21 protein-coding genes and 1 pseudogene are annotated in these 22060 nt (G+C 63.5%); 12 read left to right on the forward strand and 10 right to left on the reverse strand.

What is annotated here, in order from left to right; all coding sequences use genetic code 11:
- Nucleotides 1–5: 5 nt before the first annotated feature.
- Nucleotides 6–968: a trehalose-phosphatase gene (gene otsB, locus RJT68_RS11975; RefSeq protein WP_407036793.1), complete on the forward strand. Its 963-nt coding sequence runs from the start codon at nucleotides 6–8 to the stop codon at nucleotides 966–968.
- A 219-nt stretch (nucleotides 969–1187) separates the two neighbouring features.
- Nucleotides 1188–1541 (forward strand): winged helix-turn-helix domain-containing protein, encoded by a 354-nt coding sequence (locus RJT68_RS11980; protein ID WP_407036794.1) that lies wholly within the window; start codon nucleotides 1188–1190, stop codon nucleotides 1539–1541.
- A gap of 111 nt (nucleotides 1542–1652) precedes the next feature.
- On the opposite strand, the gene RJT68_RS11985 is transcribed toward RJT68_RS11980, so the two are convergent.
- The 4 genes from RJT68_RS11985 to RJT68_RS12000 form a co-directional block, all read right to left on the reverse strand.
- Nucleotides 1653–2432 (reverse strand): zinc metalloprotease, encoded by a 780-nt coding sequence (locus RJT68_RS11985; protein WP_407040364.1) that lies wholly within the window; start codon nucleotides 2430–2432, stop codon nucleotides 1653–1655.
- A 174-nt stretch (nucleotides 2433–2606) separates the two neighbouring features.
- Nucleotides 2607–3032 carry a hypothetical protein gene (locus RJT68_RS11990; RefSeq protein WP_407036795.1) on the reverse strand — a complete coding sequence of 142 codons (426 nt, stop codon included), beginning with the start codon at nucleotides 3030–3032 and terminating at the stop codon, nucleotides 2607–2609.
- Nucleotides 3033–3353: 321 nt separating this feature from the next.
- A complete protein-coding gene (locus tag RJT68_RS11995) occupies nucleotides 3354–5504 on the reverse strand; it encodes a bacterio-opsin activator domain-containing protein (protein ID WP_407036796.1) in 2151 nt (716 codons plus the stop codon).
- Between the two features lie 252 nt (nucleotides 5505–5756).
- The gene (locus tag RJT68_RS12000; RefSeq protein ID WP_407036797.1) at nucleotides 5757–6008 is read right to left on the reverse strand and encodes an MTH865 family protein; all 252 of its coding nucleotides are present in this window, start codon (nucleotides 6006–6008) and stop codon (nucleotides 5757–5759) included.
- Nucleotides 6009–6222: 214 nt separating this feature from the next.
- Here RJT68_RS12000 and RJT68_RS12005 point away from each other — a divergent pair, with 214 nt between their 5' ends.
- Nucleotides 6223–6609, forward strand: a complete 387-nt coding sequence (locus RJT68_RS12005; protein ID WP_407036798.1) for a CopG family transcriptional regulator — start codon at nucleotides 6223–6225, stop codon at nucleotides 6607–6609.
- 238 nt (nucleotides 6610–6847) lie between these two features.
- Nucleotides 6848–8392 (forward strand): TrkH family potassium uptake protein, encoded by a 1545-nt coding sequence (locus tag RJT68_RS12010; RefSeq protein WP_407036799.1) that lies wholly within the window; start codon nucleotides 6848–6850, stop codon nucleotides 8390–8392.
- Between the two features lie 63 nt (nucleotides 8393–8455).
- Here RJT68_RS12010 and RJT68_RS12015 read toward each other — a convergent pair whose 3' ends face one another.
- Entirely contained in the window at nucleotides 8456–10147 is a 1692-nt protein-coding gene (locus RJT68_RS12015; RefSeq protein WP_407036800.1) for a cobyric acid synthase, read from the reverse strand.
- A gap of 178 nt (nucleotides 10148–10325) precedes the next feature.
- On the opposite strand from RJT68_RS12015, the gene RJT68_RS12020 reads away from it, so the two are divergent.
- Complete coding sequence (locus RJT68_RS12020; RefSeq protein ID WP_407036801.1) at nucleotides 10326–10652, forward strand: NifU family protein; 327 nt, start codon at nucleotides 10326–10328, stop codon at nucleotides 10650–10652.
- An 18-nt stretch (nucleotides 10653–10670) separates the two neighbouring features.
- Here RJT68_RS12020 and RJT68_RS12025 read toward each other — a convergent pair whose 3' ends face one another.
- The 3 genes from RJT68_RS12025 to RJT68_RS12035 form a co-directional block, all read right to left on the reverse strand.
- Nucleotides 10671–12176, reverse strand: a complete 1506-nt coding sequence (locus tag RJT68_RS12025) for a hypothetical protein (RefSeq protein WP_407036802.1) — start codon at nucleotides 12174–12176, stop codon at nucleotides 10671–10673.
- A 4-nt stretch (nucleotides 12177–12180) separates the two neighbouring features.
- Entirely contained in the window at nucleotides 12181–12999 is an 819-nt protein-coding gene (locus RJT68_RS12030) for an ABC transporter ATP-binding protein (protein ID WP_407036803.1), read from the reverse strand.
- Nucleotides 13000–13219: 220 nt separating this feature from the next.
- Entirely contained in the window at nucleotides 13220–13909 is a 690-nt protein-coding gene (locus RJT68_RS12035; RefSeq protein WP_407036804.1) for a cob(I)yrinic acid a,c-diamide adenosyltransferase, read from the reverse strand.
- Nucleotides 13910–14033: 124 nt separating this feature from the next.
- Between RJT68_RS12035 and RJT68_RS12040 the strand changes: the two genes are divergently transcribed.
- The 4 genes and pseudogenes from RJT68_RS12040 to RJT68_RS12055 form a co-directional block, all read left to right on the forward strand.
- Nucleotides 14034–14390, forward strand: coding sequence for a helix-turn-helix domain-containing protein (locus tag RJT68_RS12040; protein WP_407036805.1), 357 nt, complete (start codon nucleotides 14034–14036; stop codon nucleotides 14388–14390).
- 1294 nt (nucleotides 14391–15684) lie between these two features.
- A complete protein-coding gene (locus RJT68_RS12045; protein WP_407036806.1) occupies nucleotides 15685–16806 on the forward strand; it encodes a GNAT family N-acetyltransferase in 1122 nt (373 codons plus the stop codon).
- Nucleotides 16807–17457: 651 nt separating this feature from the next.
- Nucleotides 17458–17868: a carboxymuconolactone decarboxylase family protein gene (locus tag RJT68_RS12050; RefSeq protein ID WP_407036807.1), complete on the forward strand. Its 411-nt coding sequence runs from the start codon at nucleotides 17458–17460 to the stop codon at nucleotides 17866–17868.
- Between the two features lie 457 nt (nucleotides 17869–18325).
- Nucleotides 18326–18700, forward strand: a pseudogene (locus RJT68_RS12055) (RNA-guided endonuclease TnpB family protein); the annotation flags it as partial.
- 87 nt (nucleotides 18701–18787) lie between these two features.
- Here RJT68_RS12055 and RJT68_RS12060 read toward each other — a convergent pair.
- Nucleotides 18788–19213: a hypothetical protein gene (locus RJT68_RS12060; protein ID WP_407036808.1), complete on the reverse strand. Its 426-nt coding sequence runs from the start codon at nucleotides 19211–19213 to the stop codon at nucleotides 18788–18790.
- Between the two features lie 265 nt (nucleotides 19214–19478).
- Between RJT68_RS12060 and RJT68_RS12065 the strand changes: the two genes are divergently transcribed.
- Nucleotides 19479–20258, forward strand: a complete 780-nt coding sequence (locus RJT68_RS12065; RefSeq protein WP_407036809.1) for a hypothetical protein — start codon at nucleotides 19479–19481, stop codon at nucleotides 20256–20258.
- 247 nt (nucleotides 20259–20505) lie between these two features.
- On the opposite strand, the gene RJT68_RS12070 is transcribed toward RJT68_RS12065, so the two are convergent.
- The gene (locus tag RJT68_RS12070; protein ID WP_407036810.1) at nucleotides 20506–20859 is read right to left on the reverse strand and encodes a hypothetical protein; all 354 of its coding nucleotides are present in this window, start codon (nucleotides 20857–20859) and stop codon (nucleotides 20506–20508) included.
- 342 nt (nucleotides 20860–21201) lie between these two features.
- On the opposite strand from RJT68_RS12070, the gene RJT68_RS12075 reads away from it, so the two are divergent.
- Together RJT68_RS12075 and RJT68_RS12080 are read left to right on the forward strand one after the other, a co-directional pair.
- A complete protein-coding gene (locus RJT68_RS12075) occupies nucleotides 21202–21570 on the forward strand; it encodes a DUF7344 domain-containing protein (protein ID WP_407036811.1) in 369 nt (122 codons plus the stop codon).
- 158 nt (nucleotides 21571–21728) lie between these two features.
- Nucleotides 21729–22022: a HalOD1 output domain-containing protein gene (locus tag RJT68_RS12080; RefSeq protein ID WP_407036812.1), complete on the forward strand. Its 294-nt coding sequence runs from the start codon at nucleotides 21729–21731 to the stop codon at nucleotides 22020–22022.
- The last annotated feature ends 38 nt before the right edge of the window (nucleotides 22023–22060 follow it).

Here is a 22060-nt window from a genome sequence, read left to right on the forward strand (position 1 = left end):
CCGAGATGAGCGACAGCGCCGACGGATTCGACGACGGCGTCGGTGTCGGCGACGGCAACCGTCACGGCGACGGTGTCACCCGATCAGCCGGTCGCCGCGACACCGACCCGTCGGTCGCCGACCGCGGCGTGAGGGAGCCCGAGGCGTCGGTCCCGGACCCGATCGACGAGGTGCTTCCCTCCGTTCGCGCTGCGCTCGAGGGGGCGTCCCGGCTGCTCGTCTGCCTCGATTACGACGGGACGCTGGCGCCGATCGTCGAGGATCCGGACGAGGCGGCGATCACGCCCGAGAACCGCGATGCGGTGGCGGAGCTCACCGCCTCGCCGGCGGTCACGACGGCTGTCGTCAGCGGTCGGAGCCTCGCTGACGTTCGCGAGCGCGTGGCGGGTCCGTCGGCGTACGCCGGTAACCACGGCCTCGAGCTGGCCCGCGACGGATCGGTCGCTGTTCATCCGATCGCACGCACGCGCTCCCGGCGCGTCGACGAACTGTGCTGGGCGCTCGAGTCGGTCCTCGAGCCGATTCCGAACGCCTGGGTGCAGAACAAGCGGTTGACCGGCACCGTCCACTTCAGGTCGGTCCCCCGCCGCGTCCGTCCCGTCGCGCGACGCCTCGCTCGCGGCCTCGTCGATCGGTTCGCCTCGGACGCGCTCGACCGCTCTCGGGGCAAACGCATCCTCGAGGTGTCGCCGTCGATCCCGTGGGGGAAAGGAAACGCGGTCGAGTTGATCGAGGCGGCGGAGCCCGACGACACGTTCGCCGTGTACGTCGGCGACGACGTGACCGACGAATCGGCGTTCGAGGCGGTCGAGCCGGACGGCCTCGGGGTTCGGGTGGGGGGCGCCGAATCCTCCGCGGCGTCGGCCCGCGTGGAGTCACCCGACGAAGTCGCCTCGCTCCTGCGGTGGTTCGCCGAGGTCGGAATCGACCGGCTCGACCGGTCCGGAACCGCTTCGCCCGTCGCTTGACGATACCGGCGCCTCGACCGCCGATCGGTGGTCGAGGATCGGCCGTCCCCGGGCGGGTGAACGAGCGGACGCCGTCGCGGTAAAGTACTTCTTACCGCCGTACGACGACCCTACACACGGTTAGTTGTCCGGTGCCATAGCTACTGGTAACCAGTGCGGATAAGCCGAAAGTATTAGTTACCACTGGAAATATAGAGACGTGATGAGAGTGAACCACACGTGAAGCTCAGACAACCCACCGACTTCCTGATCCTCGAGGCTCTCGAGGACAATGGGCGAAACGTGGCGACCAACCTCGCAGCGCACACGGGTAAGAGCCGAAAGAACATCAACACGCGATTACCGGTACTCGAAGACTACGGTCTCGTCCGGAAGATCGGTCCCGCCGAACGGTCCGGCCTCTACGAGATCACGTCGCTCGGAAAGGCGGCGTTGGTCTACCAGGACCAGTACGACGAGGTCGACGACTTCGAAGCCCTGATCGAGGGGCCGAACCCGGGAACCGGAGGCGACGGCGAGTCGCAGGCCAGTTTCGCCCGCGGCGAAGAGGAGTCCGAGGACGTCGACAACTGAACGCCGGCCCCGAACGGAGGAACGGAGGGGGACGCCGCTCGTCGGTTGTCTGTCGCATTCGATCATTCGCCGCCACCGGAAGCGTCCGGGGAGCGATCGCGCCGATTCTCTCTAACCTCGCAGATCCGGCCCCGTCCGCCGCCGAACTCGCGGCGTGAACCCGCCGTCGTACGCCTCGAGTTCGCGCTTCGCGCAGGACGAGAACGTGAGTTGCAGTTCGATCGTCTCCGGTTTCGCCATCGGAACCGGGGACGACCCGCACGACGTTCGACCACCGTCGATCTCGAACTCGGGGTCCCACGCGTACGAACTGAGCATCGGCGTCGTCACCACGGCGTCGCCCGAGCGGACGGCGTGCCCGTGGTCGTGGGTCAACCCCAGCGAGTGCCCGACCTCGTGGATGGCCACCTGCACGGCCCAGGAGGCGGGCGAGTACGGGACCACCTCGGGTGGCGATGGAACCGGTTCGAGCTCGGCGAGGCGGCTCGCGCCGCCGACGGAGGCCACGTGGGGGATGCCGTACCCCGTCGGCGTTCGGTCGGTCTGCCCGTCCGTGATCAACAGGTTCGCGTCGGAGACGGGATCGATCCCGTCGTCGCGGACCGCACCGGCGGTGACTCGACGCGGCCACTCTCCCCCGCGCGTGACCGCGGCACCGTCCTCGGTCGACGTCGAGACCTCGCCGCCGTACGACACGTCGACGCCCCTTCCCTCGAGATCGAAGGCCGCCTCCAGGTAGGGGTCGACCCGGCCCGCGACGTCGTAACGCGCGGCCGTCTCGGTGAGCCAGTAGCGAACCTCGAGTCGCTCGACGGAGGGTCGCGTCGCGTACCCGAGGGCGCTCAGCGATCCGAGCGACCCGACCGCGCCGAGAAACACCCGTCGCTTCACGTCCGCCAATCGGACGTCTCCGCCCTGTTGCTATCGCTTCACATGAGCGGGCGTTATGTGCGACGCCTCGGCGCCGCGGGGAGCACACCCGGATCCGTCGACGGACCACTGCTGCCTCGAGCGCCCGCCGGAGTCGAACGAACGCGACGGTTCCCCTTCGAGACGACCCGGCCGTTACCGTTCCGGGACGGATCGGCGTCGATCCACGATCCGAGCGCCGACGCGCTCGAGGCGTACCTCGGCCCAGCCGGGGAGGGAGTCGACGCCGATCGGAACGAGAAACAGCGACTCGCCGTCGATCGTTTCGACCAGGTGACGGTCCGCCGTTCGGTCGGAGAGTATTCGACGCCACTCCCCGGTCCGAAGCCGGCGCTCGAGCTGCCAGGCCGTGTAGTACCAGCCGTCGGAGGCCTCGTACACCGTCTCGACGCGTCGGTCCGCGGCCGACCCGGTCGGTTCGACGGCGTCGACGGCGTCGCAGTCGTCGGACACACCTCGTTCGTCGCCCCCCGATCGGTCCGCGTCGTTCGCGTCGTCGCCCACCATCTGATACCCGTTCGAGCGATCCGTCCCCTCCCGGTTCGTCGCTCGGGTTAACATGCGCGACCTTTACGATTCCGAGACTCTCACGCTGCGGATACACTCGCCCTGGCGAGGAGATTTTCGCGCTCCGCCGGTGCCCGATTCCGGCACCGGTCGGACTACGTCGTACCGAACTGCCGCTTGGGGACCGTACTCGTTTCGAACCAACGTCGGGGACGCTTCGACGGCGAACAGCCGTTGGAAGCGCGAACCACCGTTCGACCCCACCTCCTCGCGTTACCCCGTTTCTGACCCGCTATCGGCGATTCGACGCCAGGGTAGGTGCGATTCGAGCGGTAGCGGCTCGTCGGACGACCCGGAGCCCGGCAGTCGGCGGCGTCAGGTGACGGTATCGTCCTCCTCCCCGAAGAACTCGGAGAGGATCGCCTGGAGCGCCTTCCGGAGGTGTTGGTGCATCGTCGGCGGGGAGACGTCCATGGTTTCGGCGATCTCCTCGCCGGTGCTCCCGCGCGGCCAGTCGAAGTAGCCCCCGTAGTAGGCCAACCGTACCGTCGTGAGCTGTCTCTCGGTGAGCGCGTCCAGGATGCGATCGCGCCGCTGCGCCGCGGTGTGGACCGACCGTTCGACCTCACGGCGGGCGACCAGTTCCGTGTTCTCGTAGCGCCGCCCGAGGGCGTCGACGATCTCGCGGACGTCCGCGTCGCGGGGAACCTCGACGATCGCGGTCCCGACGCCGTCCTCGACGAGCACGTCTCGGATCGTCACGCCGTGGTTCGTCAACGCCCGCACGCCCGACTTCCCGAGGCGCATCTCGATCGTACACCGGGGATCGGTTCCGTCGTCGATCAGGCGACACTCCTCGATCGAGGGGTGGGCCGTCGCCTCCTCGAGGACCGTCTCGCCGTCGAGGCCGTCGACGGTGACGTACTGGTACGTCCTCCCCTCGGCCGTCGTTCCGGTCCACTCGAGCGAGCAGGTGCAGTCGTACGACGTCGTGAGGTCGAACGAGAAGGAGTCGCCGCCGACGACCCTGAGCTCGAGTTCGACGACCGAGTCGGAAAAGAGCAGCCGACGGTTCTTCACGGCGTTGATCGCGAAGCCGATCGTCTCGCCGAGCAGGCGGAAGCTCTCGCGCTCGCGCGACCGGAACGCGTCGTTTCGGCTGGCGAAGACGACGAGCACACCGTAGACGACCTCGTCGTGTGCCAGCGGGACGGCGATCGCCGACCGGACCTCGGGGTCGTCTACCGCGTCCTCCCGGTCGAGGCGGATCGAGTCGGTCGGAAACTCCTCGGAGGTCTGGATCTCGCCCGACTCGACCGCGCACGCGATGGGGAGTACGCTCCCGACGGAATCGACGCTGAACCGGTCGAGGATCCGCTCCGATTCGGCGGCCCCGGTTCGGTACGAAACCGCCTCGTCGCCGGTCGGTTCGCCGATCCAGGCGCAGGCGTACAGGTCGGACTCGACGAGCTGTTCGCACACCTCCCGTTCGATCGCGGTCCGCGTCGGCGCCTCCACGAGCGTCCGGATCACCCGCCGGACGACGGCGTTGATCCGATCCAGCGTCTCGAGACGGTCCCGTCGGCGGCGCAGTTCGCGCTCTCGTTTCACCCGCTCGGTGACGTCCCGCGCGAGCCAGACGACGGCCCGCTTGCCTCCGAGTCGCCCGTCGATCGGAACGACGCGGGCCTCGAACTGTCGGCGCCCGTCCGTGGTCAGCGCCTCGTACTCGCACATCTGGACGTCGCCCGTCTCGAGGGTGCGATCGACGCACGCTTGCAACTCCGCAGCGAGGTCGTCCGGAAACGCGTCGAAGAGGGTCGTTCCGACCAGGTCGTCGGCCGAGACGGTGTAGAGGTCGCCGGATTCGGGCCGGGTCCGCACCTCGAGGTAGGTGCCGTCTTCGTCGATGACGAACCCCTCGTCGGGGAGCGCGTTCGCGAGCACGCGGTGGTAGTCACCGCTCGGGGTCGGTCGCTCCCCTCGGTCGCGCTCCTCGGGTTCCGCTGTTGCTTCCGCTTCCGATGCCGATCCCTCTTCCGGTGCCGATCCTGCTTCCGGTGCCGATTGCGTCTCCGGGTTCGCCCGAACGCCAGCGCCCCCGCCAGGTTCGTCTTCGAGCGCGGCCTCGAGCGCCGACAGCACCCGCTCGGTGCGGTCATGGTCGTCGTTCCCCTCCGGGGGAACGTAGTCGGTCGCGTTCGCCCTGAGGGCGACCGTCGCGTGGCGCTCGCCGCCGCAGTCGGGGCGGGGGCTCACGACCGTCTTCGCGGACGAGTCCCGGTCGCGAATCAGTTCGAGGGTCGCTCCCGTCGCCTCCGGGTCGGCGAGGTCGATCACCGCGGCGCTCGGACGGGCGGTCTCGAGAATCGAGTCGACGGCGTCGGGGTAAACGGCTCCCGAAAGGTGGATTCGTTCGTGGTCGCGAAGCCGCCGCTGGAGGTCGCTCGAGTCGTCGTCCGTGACGAGTACGACCCCGTATCGACGCGCCCCGTTCGGTGAATCGTCCGGCGTGTGCCCTCCCATTACGTCCCACGTTCCGCGATTCGGCGATCGGTCCGTATCGCGGCCGTTATGGTAGTTCATTGATGACTTCGGGTAAAAAGCGTAGCGATCCCACCCGCTATCGGCGACCATCACGCCGCATCGCTGATAGCGATTACCGTAGCGATCGAGAACGACCGCAGCGGGTCCTCGAGGCGTTCGACGGGGCACGGTGCGAGATGTCGAGCGGGCGGCGACGGCCCTGCCGATCCGGGCGGAGCCGTCCCGCGGCGCTCAGAGCTCGCCCTGGTCTTTCAGGTCGGCGATGATGTCGTCGACGAAGGCCTCGACGTTCTCGTAGGGGAAATCGCCGCCGGACGTCTTCGTGTTCAGTTCCATCGCCGTCATCGAGAAGTCCCCCGACTCGAACTTCGTTGCGGGCCCGTTCGGGAGCGCCGGCACGAGGTCCATGGGGCTCGAAATCGGGTAGTCTGCGCCTTCGAACGCCTCGATCATCTGCGCGCGAATTTCTGATTCGTCTGCCATGACGTTCACCGATTCTACACCATAAATAATAAATTCTTGGGTAGTTGCTGACAACGAAGTGAGTGGTGACCGGGGCACGCGGTGACCGACGGTCGTCGAACGCGAACGGACCGAATCAGTTCGGGCGCGGTTCGTCGTCGAACCGTCCGTCGAGGCCGCTCGTCGCGTCGCGTACCCGAAACAGTAAAGGGTCAGGGCGCGACACTGTTCGATCATGGCAAAAGATACCGTCAGGTACCCCGACGACGTCGTCGAGGAGATCGACGCGCTCGTCGAAGACGGTATGTTCGAGAGCAAATCCGAGTTCTATCGGTTCTCCGCCGAGTACGTCCTCACGCTCATCAACCCGGATCACGAGGCGGAGACGTTCAACTTCGACGAGATCAAAGCCGAACTGGACATCGACGACGAAGTTCACGCGCGGGCGCTCGGGGCCGACGGCGGAACGTTCTTCCTCGACGCGGTGATCAACGTCCGCAAACACGGCCTCCGCGGCGACTACGAGGCCGCAGAGCGGTTCATCGACACCCACTACGAGTCGACCGATCAGGAGTGTATCATCCTCGAGGAGTTGCTCGGAACGTACCGTACCCGATCGTAGACGCACCGACCCCTCGTCGACACGGTCGAGGGCGGCCGCTGCGCGGATCCCGATCGAGCGATCGGTTTCTCGAACACCGGCGGTCGATCGTCTCGTCGAACACGCCGCCTGCGAAACGAACCGGTAGTTCGATCGACCACCGGTCGGGCCCCCGAATCGACCGCGGTGCCAGACGACGCGGATCGAAGCCCGATCTCGGCGGATCGGTCCCGTCACCGCGCCGTCGGACACGTTTCCCATGAATCGGACCCGCTCCCTCCGTCTCCGCGTCGATTACCGCGCGAGTTGCAGCCTCGTGGGAACCGTCTGCAAGTACATCTCGCTGCCGCTGCTGTTCCCGCTCGCGCTCGCGATCCTCTACGGTGAAGAACTCACGCCGTTCGCCGTCACCATCGTCGTCGCGATCGGGGTGGGCTACGCCCTCGAGCGACTCGATCCGGAGCCCGACCTGGGTCACCGCGAAGGGTTCCTGATGGTGGCGCTGACGTGGCTCCTCGTTCCGGCCATCGGAACGATTCCGTACCTCGTGGCCGGTTCGGTCGCCACGCCCGTCGACGCGCTCTTCGAGAGCATGAGCGGTTTCACGACGACCGGCGCGACCGTCTTCGCGGAGATCTCGACCGACGCCCACCCGCGGTCGCTGCTCATGTGGCGCCAGCTCAGCCAGTGGCTCGGCGGGCTCGGGATCATCGTCCTGATGGTCGCGATCCTCCCCGAACTCTCCGTCGGCGGCGCACAGTTGATGCGCGAGGAGGCACCCGGCATCTCGATCGAGAAACTCACGCCGCACATCCGCGAGACGGCTCAGGCGCTGTGGACGATCTACATCGCCCTGACGGCGCTCGCGGTCGCGGTCTACTACGGGTTGCACCTCGTCGGCCAGGCCGACGAGATGACCCTTTACAACGCGGTCGCCCACGCGCTCACGACCCTCCCGACCGGCGGATTCTCGCCCGAAGGACGCAGCGTCGAAGCGTTCTCACCGGCGATCCAGTGGGTGATGATCCCGTTCATGCTCGTCGCCGGGACGAACTTCGCCCTGCTGTGGCACGTGACGAAGGGGCGGCCGAACCGCCTGACCCGCAACGCGGAGTTCCGCTCGTACCTCCTCGCGTTTTTCGCCGTGGGCGGACTGCTGGCCGGTCTCCTCTACCTCGGCCACGGGTTCGAACCGGCCGCCGACGTCGCTGATTTCCTCGCCGGCGACCTCGAGAACTCGCTGCGCCAGGCGCTGTTTCAGGCCGCGTCCATCGTGACGACGACCGGGTACGCCAGCACGGACTTCGCCGCGTGGAGCCAGCCCGCGAAGGTGATCCTCCTGTTCGCGATGTTCCTCGGCGGCTCCGCCGGCTCCGCGGCCGGATCGATCAAGATCATCCGCTGGTACGCGATGACGAAGGCGACCCGCCGGGAGCTGTTCACCACCGTCCACCCCGAAGCCGTCCGCCCCGTCCGCATGGGCGGCGAGGTGATCGACGAGGAGACGCTGGGCGGCCTGTTCGTCTTCACCGGCCTGTTCGTCGGTATCTTCGCCGTCGCGACCGTGGTGCTCTTTCTCGATGGGATCTACACGGGCGAGAACCTGGACGCGCTCGAGGCGATGAGCGCGGCGGTGGCGACGCTCGGCAACGTGGGTCCGGGGTTCGGCCTCGTCGGTCCGATGGCCAACTTCGCCCCGTTCTCCGACGGCGCGAAGCTCCTCATGGTGTTCCTGATGTGGATCGGCCGGCTCGAGATCCTCTCGGTGCTCGTCATCCTGACGCCGTCGTACTGGCGGTCCTGATCCCGTCGGGGCCGACTCGAGACCGTCGTCGCCGGCTCGACTACCGGTCGGCGAACGGCTCGGCTACCGGTCGGCGAACGGCTCTCCGAGCGCCTCGAGGTCGACGTACTCGCGGACGAGCGCCGCGGCCCGGTCGTAGGCGTCCGCCGTCGCCGTGATCGCCACGTTCGTCTCCGATCCGGACGCGGAGTCGACGTCGGCGCTCGAGCGCCGGGCGACGCCCGCCGACTCGGCAACAGCCTCGAGGAACGCCCGCCGGACGCCCTCGTTCTCGAACAGCCCGTGGAGGTAGGTGCCGAGGACGTTCCCCCAGGCGGCGCTCGAGGCGCCGAGCGGTCTGGTCACGCCGTCCGCGCTCGGGTTCCTTTCTTCGTCCCCGTGCATTACGGCGTCCCGGCCCCTGATCACCCGCGTCCGCCCGGCGTGGATCTCGTAGCCCGACGCCGTCCCGTCCGCGCCGGCGAGCAGCGCCGTCGCCTCGCCGTCGACCGACACCGTCGTCCGCTCGACGCGCTTGTCTCGCTCGAAGCGCGTCTCGACGGGGAGGAGGCCGAGGCCCTCGACGACGGATTCCCCGCCGGTCCCCTCGAGCGCGGCGTTCGTGATCCGCTCGCCGAGCAGCTGGTAGCCGCCACAGATGCCGACGATCGGCCCGTCGAACGCCGCGAGCGCCTCGCGATAGCCCGCCTCGCGCAGCGCGAGGAGGTCGTCGACCGTGTTCTTCGTACCCGGGATGACGACCGCGTCGGCCGACTCGAGGGTCGGGCCGTCGGCGGGGCCGCCGTCGTCGCCGTCGCCGTCTCCGCCGCTCTCGACGGGGACGTACTCGACGGACACGCCGGGTTCCATCGCCAGCGCCTCGATATCCGTCGCGTTCGAGAGCCTTGGCAGTCGCGGGACGGCGATCGTGAGCCGCTCGTCCGGCGGGACGCCGTCGTCGTCCCCGACCGTGGCGCGCTCACCCGTCGCCGGAAGGCCGACGCTGTCCTCCTCCGGGAGGCCCGGGTCGTCGTACGGCACCACGCCGAGGATCGGGACGCCCGTCCGCGACTCGATCTCCTCGATGCCGGGCTCGAGCAGGGAGGCGTCGCCCCTGAACTTCGTGATGACCGCGCCCGCGACGCGCGTGCGTAACTCCTCGGGAAGCAACTCGATCGTCCCGTAGAGGCTCGCGAACGCCCCGCCGCGCTCGATGTCGACGAGCAGCAGGATGTCCGCGTCGCCGAAGCGGGCCGTCTCGACGTTGGCGAGGTCGCGGTCGTGGAGGTTGATCTCCGCGATGGATCCCGCGCCCTCGGCGACGACCACGTCGTGGTCCGCGGCGAGCCGCCGGTAGGACTCCGCGGCGGCCGCTCGCGCCTCGGTCCAGTACTCCTCGTAGTACTCGCCAGCCGAGAGGTGCTCGAGCGCGCGCCCCTGGACGACGAGCTGGCTCTCGCCGTCGCCGCGGGGTTTGAGCAGGACGGGATTGCAGTCCGTGGTGGGGGTGACGCGGGCGGCCCGGGCCTGGACGAACTGGGAGACCCCGATCTCGCCCCAGCGATCGTCGGGGTCCGACGGGTCCTCGAGTTCTCCGCCGCCGTCGGCCGAACCCGCGTCCGGCCGGACCACGACCCGCGCGTTGTTGCTCATGTTCTGCGCCTTGAAGGGGGCGACCGAGACGCCCCGGTCGGCGAGCAGTCGACAGAGGCCGGCCGCGACCGTCGACTTGCCGACGTGGCTCGCGGTTCCCGCGACGAGGATCGTTCTGGTCATCCGCGTTGGCACTACCCTCGGCGCGGTTCGGTATCGTCCTATCGGTCGACGGCGGCCGAACGGGATCGGCGGTGATCGACTCGACCTGCGAGACGGCGCGAACGCCGACTAACGATCGATATCGACCGACGAAGCGCGGGTGGATAGGGCTATACGCGTTCGGTTCCTCTCGATCCGCATGAGCGAATCCGATCCGGACCGGTCGGCCGAAGACGCCGTCCGCGAGCAGGTCGCCCTGTTCCTGCGACGCAACTTTCCCCAGATCGAGGCACACGGCGGCGAGTCGTCGATCCTCGAGGTCGACCTCGAGGAGGCCCGCGTCTCGATCGCCCTCACCGGCGCCTGTAGCGGGTGCGGTATCAGTCCGATCACGACGGAGGCGATCCAGCAACGCCTCCCGGCCGAGGTGGACGGGATCGACCGCGTCGACGTGAGTACGGGCCTCGATGGCGTCGGCGGACGGCGCTCGCTCGACGACTCGGTTCCGCCGGACGTTCCCTTCTGAGGTCGGGTCGTCGGCAACCTATCCCTCACGGTAGCGACGCTCCCAGCGCGGCCCGGCCCGACTCGAGAGGACGGCGCCGATCGCACCGAACCCGATCCCGCCCAGCGCGACCGCGCCGGCGACCGGGGCCGACGGGGGGACGACGACGAAGCCGGCGACCAGCGGCGGGACGAGGGCGACGGCGACGCCGACCGTGAAGGTGGCGAACCGGACGGTGTCGAAGAGGAACTCGTTGGGGTCGAAGCCGGCGATGTACACGGTGAGCGCGTAGTAGTACAATCCGTACCCCACGAGGAGGGCGGCTCCGGCGAGCGCGTCGAGGAACGTCGCCTCGAGCCAGACGAGCGCGGCGAGGTAGGGGAGGGCGACCGTCGGCGCGCCGACCAGGAGGAAGGCGGTCCGCTTCGCGCGGAAGACGTCCTCGACCGAAACGGGGTAGACGAGGTACTCCTCGACCGAGTCGAACTGCGTGAGCCAGTTGTAGGTCGTGAAGGCGCTCAGGCCGAGGACCCCGCCGAAGAAGATCCCCGGGGCGGGCTCGAGGCCGGTGATCTCGGTGACGACGCCCACGAGCGCGGCCACGAGGCCGAAGAGGACGGCGACGGAGACGAACGGTTTGACGACTCCGCCCGACGACCGCGCGAGGTCGAGCAGCGTCTTGGCGACGAGGCCCGTCCTCGCGTTCCCACCACCGTCGCTCGCTCGAGGCCGCCCACCGCCCGTCGACAGCGCGTCGGTGAGGCCGACGAACCGGTCGCTCGCGGTCCGAGCGGGTTTGGCGTAGGTCGGGTCGTACGCCGCGATCGATCCCGCGGCCAGGGCGAGCGTCGCGAAGGCGAGTCCGCCGGCGGACGCGAGCGTCCCCTCGAGCGGGACGAGGACGGTCCCGAGGTACTCGCCGACCGGGGTCGTCCACCCGACGAAAGCGAGCGCGCCGACGCCCGCCCCCAGCAGCGACGTCGGCGCCCCGCGCGTCCGGAAGGCGATCAGCGCGACGGTGGCCGCCATCCCTGCCGCGAACGTCAGGCACAGCGAGAGCCATACCGCAGTGATCGACGGGAGGATCGACGCCGACAACCCGTCCTCCAGGAGCGGCGCCACCCCGAGCGCCATCGGCAGGACGAAGACGACGCCGTAGAAGAGGGCGTCCTTCAGGAGGAAGACTCCGAGCAGGCGCCGCCGGGACAGCGGCAGCGTCGACGCGCTCGAGAGGACGAACGAGAGGCGCCCGAAGACGCTCTCGAGCATATCTGATCCCGCGAAGGCGGCCGTGCCGCTGTAGAGTCCGAATACGAGCGCGAGCGCGTGGACGCCGGCGATCACCGACCCGGAGGACGTCCCGGTTGCGGCCAGGGCGACGCCGGCGCCGGCGGTGAGTCCCGCGATCAGCAGCGGGAAGAGCGCGAACCGCCAGCCGCCGAACAGGTTCGTGTGCAACCGCCACTCCTCGCGAAGAAGCACGGGGAACAGCGTCCGCAGCGGGACCGTCCGGGTTCGCGTCCGGGGTCGATCCGTCGAACCCATCGTCTCAGGCCCGCCCTGATCCGATCGAGGGGAGGTCACGCGCCTCCGCCTCGCTCACCCGCTCGAGGAACGTCTCGAGGAGCGGTTCGGTCGATTCGTTCCGGCCGGCCGAGTCACCCCTGTCGTCCGATTCCGTCGCGCCGTCGGCGCTCTCGTCCACGTCCCTCGCGAGGGTGCGTTCGGCCACGATCCGCCCGTCGGCGACGATGCCGACGCGGGTGCAGATCGACTCCGCCACGTCGATGTTGTGCGTCGAAGCGAAGACCGCGTTCCCCTCGGCGGCGTACGCCACGAGGAACCGCTTGACCCGCTCCTGGACCAGCGGATCCAGGTTCGCGAGCGGTTCGTCGATGAAGACTACCTCCGGTTCGTGGAGGAACGCCTGGGCGATCATCACCTTCTGCTGTTGGCCCCGCGAGAGGTCCGCGTGCAGCGTCTCGAGTGTGCGCTCGAATCCCAGGCGCTCGGCCCAGGTCGCCGTCCGCTCCTCGACGGTCGACGGCTCGAGGCCCCGCACCTCGCCGACGAACCGCAGGTACTCCGTCGGCGTGAGAAAGCTCGGGGGTGACCCCTGCTCGGGGAGGATGCCGACCAGCCCGCGCGTCTCCAGCGGGGACTCGGTCGGATCCGTCCCCAGCACCTCGACGGTCCCGGCGTCCGGGACGATCTGTCCCGTGAGCGCCCGGATCGTCGTCGTCTTCCCCGCGCCGTTCGGTCCCAGGAAGCCGAACAGTTCACCCCGCTCGACGGCGAACCGCATCCCGTCGACGGCGTCGACCGACCCGTACGACTTCTCGAGACCCTCGACCCGAATAGCAGCCATCGAATTTCAACCGTGCTGACGTTGTAACTACCTGATATTAACTGTGCGGTAGACGCCCGTGGCTCGGTGACGAAGCGGCCCTCGGTGGGCGTCTCGCCGTGGCGTGGGTCCCGATACGACGGTTCCTCCGGCGAGCATACGGTTCGTTCACCAGGCGTACGGTTCGTTTCGCCGGGCGTACGGTTCGACGGTAGTGCCGGCGTCCGGACGCGTGATGCCCTCAGTACTCCGTCCCCTGCCGCGCCCGCTGGCCCGCCTCGATCGGGTGTTTGACTTTGCGCACCTCCGTGACGAGATCCGCGCGCTCGAGCAGATACGTCGGCTCCGCGTGGCTCCCCGACAGGACGAGTTCGAGGGAGTCGGGCTTCTCGTCGATCAGGGCGAGGACGTCGTCCTCGCCGATCAGCCCGCGGTCGGCGGCGTAGAGCACCTCGTCGAGGATCAGCATGTGGACGCCCGCCTCCGGCGGGGCCTCGAGGTCGATCGGTTCGGAGAGGTCGGCCGCGCGCGCCGCTTCGAGGAGGTCCCGCGTGCGCTCGAGGCCGGCCCGGGCCTGCGCGCGGTGGCGCTCCTCGTCGCTGCCGTCGGGCATGCCGTGCCAGCCGTAGTGGCCGAGGTTCTCGTAGGTGATCCCCGGGAGCGCCGCGATGGCGTTGTACTCGCCGCGGACGGGGCGAACGCTCGAGGCGCCGCCTTTCATGAACTGGAGCAGGTGGACGCGGTAGCCGTGGCCCGCCGCTCGCATCCCCATGCCGAGGGTCGCCGTCGTCTTGCCCTTGCCGTCGCCCCACCACACCTGCACGAGGCCGAACTCCTCCGGCGCGCGCGGTTCGATCGGTTCCGCCTCGGGGGTCCGCCCCCGCCCGGGCGTGTTCTCGAGCGTCGACTCGGAATCCTGCTCGTCGGTCATCGACTGCGACGACGCCCGCGAGGGTAGTTATACCATCGGAACGCGAACCCGCGATCGCTCACGGACGGTTACGGTAATCGTACCAAACGTGTCTTTACGTTCCGCTCTAAACTGACCGTCACTCATGCCACTCGAGTTCTCGCCGTCGGAGGAGTCGCCGGATCTCGCACGGATCGTCCGGGTCCTCGACGACGAGGCCTGCCGACGAATCATCTCGGTGCTCGAGGAACCGATGACCGTCCCCGAAATCGCGGAGGCGACGGACCTCCCGACGTCGACGACCTACCGGAAGGTCGACCTCCTGACGGAGGCGTCCCTGGTGAACGAGGCCGCCGCAGTTCGTCCAGGCCGCCACCAGAAGTCGCGGTACGTCGCTGACTTCGACGCGATCTCGATCGATCTCGACGACGATCACGACCTGCGGGTCGACGTCGAACGGACGGCCCACCCGTTCGCCGGGCTCTGGTCCGACGTCCGCTGAGGTCGCTGAACGACGGCGAGGCCTCACTCGAGCCGACGGACGCCCCACCCCGGTTCCGTTTTCGCCACGTGACCGGTCCCGGACGGCCCTCCGATATTTCTCCCCCGGTTCGACGCCGTCGGCGGGAGGCCCTACTCGCCTTTCGGTCGGAAGCCGCGGTGCTCTCGAACGTTCGTTTCCTGCGAGGGCCTCCAGCGACCGGGGTGGCCGGTGGATTGCGCTCGCTACGCCGTTTTCGGGGACGGCTCGTTCGACTTGCGGTCGATTCCCTACGACACGACGTCCGTGCGACGGACCCGTGAGCACTCGAGAGCCCGTTCCGCCAGATCTGGGGCTGATCGACCGCGAGCGCCGACACCGTCTAGGGTCGCGAGGCTCTGTTGAACCCCTCAGAAGGTGATATGAATACCGTGCGAGATACAGAGCATCAGATCAGCATGACGGGAAATATACTATCCCTAACAGATTGTATTAATACCTCTCGTACCGTAAATACTTCATGAAATGTCATCGGTGTAGCGACTCTGGGGGCAAACGTATGGTAATAAATCACCAGAGTAATGCTACAGTTATTGTATACCTCTGTAAGGATTGTTCTAAGAAAGCCAATCGTAGTCCCTTGGTGAGGGAACTCATTCCTTCTTCAAGCCAGTAATTTCGTCCAGGTAATCGAGGTGTAATTGACGTATCCCGGTCCTCTGGTATCCGCAACCCCCCCTGATCGACAAGTGCCGGGATTATTCCGTTGGTTTAACTGATAGATAAGGTACAGTAGCTAAGGCGTACCGACTAATTATCAATAAGATAACTTTGCACCGGAGAGGGAGCATTGGGGGTATGGGCGCGGCAGCTATCTCAATAGATACCGAACTGGCGTCGGGATGCCACGGTCTGACAGATGTCCCACCCAGCCCGGTTGCGCTGGCGCGACGTGGAGGGAAACAACTCCTCCACCGCTTAGAAGAATATCGCGCCCCAGCGACTGGGGCGGTGGTCGGACACATCCTACCGAAACCGAGTGATGGCATCCACGCTGACCATCAGGCTCCCGAGGGATGGCTCGTCCAGGATTTGGGAGAATCAGCCCGCCGGAGTCCGATTTGGTTCGGTCGTAGTCTTGTCGGGCCGGTCCGAGCATCGGAAGTCGAGCACGAGATCACCAGTCACACCTTGTCAGACGTGGAGTTAAACCGCCCAGATACAATCCGCTGGCTCGAAGCTGTCCTCGAATACATATATCGACAGTACAATCAAGAATTACTTACCGTTGAGACGATGGGTGAGGTCGCAAACCATGTCCGTACATCAGGACGGTCGGACGCTCGTAGCTTCAACTCGAAATCCAATGAGTGACTCCTGTGTCATCCGGTCGTATCGGCCAGAGGATCGACCAGACGTCCTCGCCCTCCATGAAACTGTCTTTGGTGACGGGCATGGCCCGGAGTGGTTCGCTTGGAAGTTCGAAAATAACCCATACATCGACCATGTGCCGATTATCGTGGCCGAACACGATGGGGACATCGTCGGCGCCCGACCACTTATGGCGCTTCCAATGACTATCCAAGGTGAGACGGTACTCGGGCTTCAGACCACGGACCTCATGGTCCACCCCAACTACCGCCGAAACGGGCTGTTCACCGAGATGGTTGCTGTCGCCACCGATCGCTATCGACGCCATGATGCAGCGTTTTTGTTTTCCTTTCCGAATCGGCGAGCCCTTTCTGGATACGATGAGTTCGGCTGGACGACAGTAGGGCGTGTACCAACCTATTATAGGGTCCAGCGTCCATCGGCCCTCATTCAGTCTTCCTCTGGTCTCTCGGACGGGCTGTTAACAGTGGCGCCGACAGCACTTTCCGCTCTGGACTCCATGAGGACACTCGTCTCGCCGGCGACGACCAGCGTCAAACGAATTGATCAGATGCCTGTCGAACTCCTGGCTTCCCTGTATCGGTCTTATGTCCCAAATCGTATACACGCTCACCGCGACGGGACGTTCTACAATTGGCGCTTCGACAATCCCGTCTGGGACTACGAAACGTACGTTGCTCAGCAAGGCGACTCCACAACGGCTGCGGCGATAGTGGGGAAAACGCTAAAGGAAGGAGTCAAGATTGTTGCGATAACGGACCTCGTCCCCTCCCCGCCGAAGGAATGTGAGTCCGTCGGAGCAATCCTCGAGACAGTGGTTTCAGACAACAGCGAGGCCGATCTCCTGATAGCTGGGTCGTCGGTACTAACGTCCACTCTCGCAGGTCGGTATGGATTTCTCGCCGATTCAAGCCTTCCATTGTCGCCAGTCACGAACACCTCCGTGCTCATCGCTACACTCCTAGACCGGGACTCCGGTCCTGCTACCGGGCTTGGCGACATCAACAAGTGGCTCGTCGGGCTCACAGAACAGGATACGTTCTGAAGAGTGCAATTGAGTGGTGGCGAATGTGGTGATTGAATCAATCTGTCCCACAGCGGTACTGGCTAATGGATGCAGGTACCGTGACTGATTACGAGCGACCCATCATCAGGCAACCCTTTGTGCTGTCTCCAGAGATTGTACCGTCAACTCGCTCGCCTGAACCACCTTTCTCCTGTAGTACACATCCTCCTCTCACCGGTCGGTTCAATCAACACACGCCCTCGACAAATTTTGTTGTTGCATACGTGCTGTGAGTTTAGCAGGGGAGTTCGAACTATTCAACCCCTGTCAAAATTCGTTTGAGCGACTCAGAGGATATATGCAGTAGACGGCTTTCGCTCAGTTCGGCTCATAAGCGACGAAACAGCTGTTAGAATGAACGCGCGAACTGACCGCTGTGACTCATATCTGTTTCAGATGATGTTCGGAGATCTGTGCAAGACACAAGACACGACTTCATCAATCTGTGTAGCCATAATCGATAAGATAACGAACGTTTCCCGGATTTGGAGGCATAAATGTAATTAAAAATAGCACAGGTTTATCGTCCTACGTGCCCTCGTCTATAGTGACTCTCCGAGTTCGCCCCTGGTTCACTGCGGTAGCGAGACCCAGCACGACATTCTCAGAGTATCAATAGAGAGGAAACCTATGGCAGTAACCAACGCAACAAGCTATCAGGATACGGTGACAGACATTGAAGACACCATCGGGTTCGTCCCCGGCTTTATGCAGGCGGTCCCCGAGGACACACTCGTGAACGAGTGGCCGGTCTTCAAGCAGTACACGCTGGACGAGAGCGACATTCCGCCGAAGTACCGGGAGATGATGCAGTTGGCCGTCGCAGCCACGCAGAAATGTCCGTACTGCGTGATGTTCCACCGGGCAGCCGCTGAACTCCACGGGGCGACAGAGGAGGAACTCGCGGAGGTCGGCGTCCTGGCGAGCCTCACCACCCGCTGGAGCGCCATGATCCACACCCAGCGCTACGATCAAGACACCTTCGAGGATGAAGTCCACCAGATCGGAGCCTTCCTCCAAGAACAGCAGGCTGGGAACTAACCCTGCCTGCTCAGCGACTATTTATTTTAGCAGCGGACGGGAGTGTGTGAACACCCTACCCGAAAAGGCAAGTCTACTGAATTCTGCCCCTGTATTCAGTCCCAGTTATTAGCAAGTAACAGAGAGGTTGATGTACGCTCTGTTACCTGCTCTACCGGTATTGAGCGATTTGTCATCCCGCTACTTGACGGAAGGTCGGCGACCGATACGCGCTGTGTAGTGAGCGGCTGGCTAACTGCTTTCGACGTGAAACAGACGAAGTCGTCGTGCTGCACTAATCCCCTGTATCTCAGACTGCTTTACTGACAAATCCTCGGCAGTTCACAGGCGGTACGAGGCGGATGCCCCGACCCTTGAGGTCGGGGAGGAAGCCGACACCAGATGACACAAACCACATTACGATGGCAGGCCGACTCACAAGCGTATAAGTGTCACCGGCCGTATATGTGAAAATACGGTGGAATACCGTCGTACCGCCGTCATCAAACTCGACACTCCCGAAGGAGCCGACGCCTCCCTTCGAGAGACCGTCGAGCAATTCAAACACTGCGCCAACACCGCAGCTGAGTGGTGCTGGCACGGCGACGACGGCTACCACGTCACCTCGAAAGCCAAAGCCGAACGCGCCCTCTACGACCGACTCCGCGACGAAACCGACCTGACCGCGAATCTCGTCCAGAAAGGGATTCGTAGGGCGGTCGAAGCCGTCAAAAGCGGAGTCTCACGTCTCGAACGTGGCGAGAACACGTCGCAACCGCACTTCTCGGCAGACAGCGCGGTTTACGACAAGCGGAGCGCGACGTTCCACCGCGACCACGTTTCCCTTTCATCTTCCCTCGCCTGAAGACACGGGAATCCCGAACGTTCGGATACTAATTGAATTTGGTTACAGTGGGAAAGAGGAGAGCACAGAAGGTCATCAATCAGCATCAGCGTCGGCATCGACACCGTCAGCGTCCGTGTCAGTGTCAGAGCCATCCGTATCAGTGTCCCCATCATCACTATCGGAATCGGTGTCCCCGTCGTCGCCGTCCGAATCACTATCGGAATCGGTGTCCAAGTTTGTTCCAGAACTTGCCTGCACAGGTGGCGCTGTCGATGAGTCTACAGGCCTCCCAACGTCAGAATCGATACTATAGAGGATGACAGGCGGACAAATGTACGCGGCAATCGCCAGTACCACAAAGAATCGATCGACGAAGATCAGCAGTCCAAGTGCGGTGAGCGCCGCAGCTGAAACTGCATGAACTGCGGTTTGAGTATAACCCCGGTAATACTCCCACAATCCTTGTAGCCACCGTGTTGTTGCCGATACAGACCACGTCTCGGTTGCAGGCAGGGACATACACTAAAGTTTGAGATGCACTACCAAGAACCCGCCGCTAACGATGAGTGGTAGTTCTAACCGCTGTATCAAGCGTTCGACCGTCCACGTTGATCCTCCTCACTCCGTGCCACATTCGCGCCCTCTATTCAGCACGTCTATTGAAACTTATCACCATTCGGGGGCTTCACCGCGGATACTCTATCAGAAGCGAGTGTTTCTCACCATCGCATAATCACCGGCAAGGTTCCCGAAAACACTTATAGAAATATTATAAAGTTGAGATATGAATCGACGGACGCTGTTGGCCACCGTTGGGGCGACGGTTGGCATCGCCGGATGCACAGAGAATCTCCAGTCGGAGACTTTTGGTGATGACTCCACTGATCAGGACGACTATGAACAGTGCGACGAGGAAATCCTGCTGTTTGAGCATCTACCTGACGATGTCAAAACCGAAGTGGAGACAGCCTTCGAGGAAGGTGAATATCGAACCGACGGTGAATTGCTATACGAACAGGTCGCTAGTAGTAACGTCGAAGCACTAAGACGAAATGATCTCTACTGGGAAGCCCACGTTGACGAGCGGCTACTCCCATTTACTAAAACGACGCTCTCATTCACGCAAACGACCATACGGTACGACTCCACCATTGATCTTGAGATTCGCAACGCAAGCGAGGAGGAATGGACTGAGTCGATCCTAGTGAGGAACGTTGATGAAGAAATTCTCGTTCACGAGGAAGACGTCACGATTGATCCGTATCCAATAGCTGACGAGGAGAAAGAAGACGTTCGTGCTGACGATAAACGGATTGCCACGTTTCCAGTTTCCAAACAGTGGGGCCGATACAAAATCCTACTTGCCTATGAAGACGACCCTGATACCCCTTCGAAGGACACGTGGTTAGATACACACGTTGGGAAGTATGAAAGGCGGTACCTGCGTGTAGTGGTCTCCGATGGAGACGCCGAATTCGATAACTACTTCGGTGGAAAATCACCGGAGGAGGACCAATCCAGTCCCGAAATACCGTGTTGGTGGAATGAAGATGGAGAAATATGAAACTGAGCGTTCGATCTTCCGCGTTGACTGCTCCTCAATCCGTGCCTCACTCGCGCTGTGGGTTCAGCACGGATCATTCGAACTACGTTATTCCTGTCAGGAATAGCGTGACCGACTCAGAGGATGAGTTCAGTACGTCCCCTCCATCTGTTTCTTCTCTACCGTGAACGATTCGCTCACTTATCGTACGAACCGATCGGCGTCGGTTGGAGTCAATGCCTATAGCAATAATACGATGTCAATCAGGTCAAAGCGTCACGTCAAGTTGCAACTCATCTGATTCGCAGAGTTCAATGATCTGATTCGCCAACTTTTTTGTTTGTGACCGATGTGATCCCAGATTGAACAGGAACGGGCCGGTCCCACCACCACCGGAAAGAATCGTAACTTTGGTTGTCACATCTGTCAGAACGTCAAAGATTATCGTCGCCTGCTGATCTGAGTTGTTTCGAGCGTAGTATCGTTCGACGACGATCACATCGAACCCGTCACCGTCGTACCGTTCCACGCTTCCCTTTCGCTCCTGTAGTAACTCCTCATAGAGGGCTTCTGGTAATCCGTTCACTGACGTTCCCTGAACGCTGAGTTCTCTCCTGTCCATTCATTCCATCGTATTGTGTATACCGACAAATACGTTGACAATAGAGACAGGCTCCAATACGGATTCCGTCGTACGAGAATTATAGAGGGGTTCTATCCGCGCTCTGATCACACAACGATCACGCTGAAGAAGCGCCCTATATTCAGCAGCCGGTGAAAGAGCTCCTCAACCAGTGTCAGGAACGGAGTGCGAAAGACAGAGCATGAGTTCAGCGCGATGATTCGTTTGATTCGCTTTGTAACCAATACCCAGCCGTTCACTAGACAAACGAATTGAACGCTTCGAAACTGCCAGCCATACAACTATTTTGTCACGGGCCTATTAGTTGAGCAAGAGTCGGGGATGCCATCCGATGAAAACGATCCGGACGACGATCAGCCACTTCGAGACATTCCATTATCTCTTGATGCTATCCTCGACATTCTGGCAAGTGAGCGCCGCCGCGCTCTGTTGGAATATCTGTGGGGCAAACCGGACAACAGCGGGTCATTCGAAGAGGCCACCAAGTACACCATAACGAAAATCGGGAGAAAACGGGGGGTACAGCCGAACCACGACGATATACAGGTCGATCTTCAGCACCATCAACTTCCGAAGATGGCGGATGCTGGTGTCATTGACTACGACGTACGCAGCCAAACGATACGATATCACGAAACCGAACGACTGGAAGAGGCATACGAGAAAGTCCAAGAACTGACGGATGATTGACTAACTTGAACTAGCACTCACCGAAGGCTATTGGTCACCTCTTCGAGAAGTCCTCGTGGCACTACTGTATCGGTGTACAGTATGTGAGCATGCGAATGACACCCTTGCGAGTGCTACGAGAAGAATCACCACGAGCGGAGTGGGCGAGTTCCACTAGTATGATCAAACCGGGAGCGTATCGAGATGAGCGCCATCACCTGTACTTGCCCGACGAGAACCGAACGCTGAGCGAGGCGGTGTTAGTCGCGGTCGCCGAGTACGAAGATCTTGACTTGCTGGTAGCTGGCTTCCGGCTCTACGACCTCATCGACCCGTCAGCACTCAACCGGTTGTTCCAGTTCAATTCGGACGCTGTGGCGACCGTGTCGTTTGCTGTCAGTAATTCGTACGTGTTCCTGCGAGACATTGGTAATGGCGTTGAAATCTGGGTGAGTAATCCACCACCTAGCTAAGTGACACTATTGGGGTGCCGCTACGAATATACCCCGTA

Origin of the sequence: Halovalidus salilacus (assembly GCF_031852275.1) — an archaeon.
Taxonomy (GTDB): domain Archaea; phylum Halobacteriota; class Halobacteria; order Halobacteriales; family Natrialbaceae; genus Halovalidus; species Halovalidus salilacus.

What these genes read in the sequence shown, in the direction of transcription:
- otsB (WP_407036793.1), top strand. Translation starts at nt 6, where the DNA reads ATGAGCGACAGCGCCGACGGATTCGACGACGGCGTCGGTGTCGGCGAC.
- RJT68_RS11990 (WP_407036795.1), bottom strand. Translation starts at nt 3,032, where the DNA reads ATGTTAACCCGAGCGACGAACCGGGAGGGGACGGATCGCTCGAACGGG.
- RJT68_RS11995 (WP_407036796.1), bottom strand. Translation starts at nt 5,504, where the DNA reads ATGGGAGGGCACACGCCGGACGATTCACCGAACGGGGCGCGTCGATAC.
- RJT68_RS12000 (WP_407036797.1), bottom strand. Translation starts at nt 6,008, where the DNA reads ATGGCAGACGAATCAGAAATTCGCGCGCAGATGATCGAGGCGTTCGAA.
- RJT68_RS12005 (WP_407036798.1), top strand. Translation starts at nt 6,223, where the DNA reads ATGGCAAAAGATACCGTCAGGTACCCCGACGACGTCGTCGAGGAGATC.
- RJT68_RS12010 (WP_407036799.1), top strand. Translation starts at nt 6,848, where the DNA reads ATGAATCGGACCCGCTCCCTCCGTCTCCGCGTCGATTACCGCGCGAGT.
- RJT68_RS12015 (WP_407036800.1), bottom strand. Translation starts at nt 10,147, where the DNA reads ATGACCAGAACGATCCTCGTCGCGGGAACCGCGAGCCACGTCGGCAAG.
- RJT68_RS12020 (WP_407036801.1), top strand. Translation starts at nt 10,326, where the DNA reads ATGAGCGAATCCGATCCGGACCGGTCGGCCGAAGACGCCGTCCGCGAG.
- RJT68_RS12025 (WP_407036802.1), bottom strand. Translation starts at nt 12,176, where the DNA reads ATGGGTTCGACGGATCGACCCCGGACGCGAACCCGGACGGTCCCGCTG.
- RJT68_RS12030 (WP_407036803.1), bottom strand. Translation starts at nt 12,999, where the DNA reads ATGGCTGCTATTCGGGTCGAGGGTCTCGAGAAGTCGTACGGGTCGGTC.
- RJT68_RS12035 (WP_407036804.1), bottom strand. Translation starts at nt 13,909, where the DNA reads ATGACCGACGAGCAGGATTCCGAGTCGACGCTCGAGAACACGCCCGGG.
- RJT68_RS12040 (WP_407036805.1), top strand. Translation starts at nt 14,034, where the DNA reads ATGCCACTCGAGTTCTCGCCGTCGGAGGAGTCGCCGGATCTCGCACGG.
- RJT68_RS12045 (WP_407036806.1), top strand. Translation starts at nt 15,685, where the DNA reads ATGTCCGTACATCAGGACGGTCGGACGCTCGTAGCTTCAACTCGAAAT.
- RJT68_RS12050 (WP_407036807.1), top strand. Translation starts at nt 17,458, where the DNA reads ATGGCAGTAACCAACGCAACAAGCTATCAGGATACGGTGACAGACATT.
- RJT68_RS12060 (WP_407036808.1), bottom strand. Translation starts at nt 19,213, where the DNA reads ATGTCCCTGCCTGCAACCGAGACGTGGTCTGTATCGGCAACAACACGG.
- RJT68_RS12065 (WP_407036809.1), top strand. Translation starts at nt 19,479, where the DNA reads ATGAATCGACGGACGCTGTTGGCCACCGTTGGGGCGACGGTTGGCATC.
- RJT68_RS12070 (WP_407036810.1), bottom strand. Translation starts at nt 20,859, where the DNA reads ATGGACAGGAGAGAACTCAGCGTTCAGGGAACGTCAGTGAACGGATTA.
- RJT68_RS12075 (WP_407036811.1), top strand. Translation starts at nt 21,202, where the DNA reads ATGCCATCCGATGAAAACGATCCGGACGACGATCAGCCACTTCGAGAC.
- RJT68_RS12080 (WP_407036812.1), top strand. Translation starts at nt 21,729, where the DNA reads ATGATCAAACCGGGAGCGTATCGAGATGAGCGCCATCACCTGTACTTG.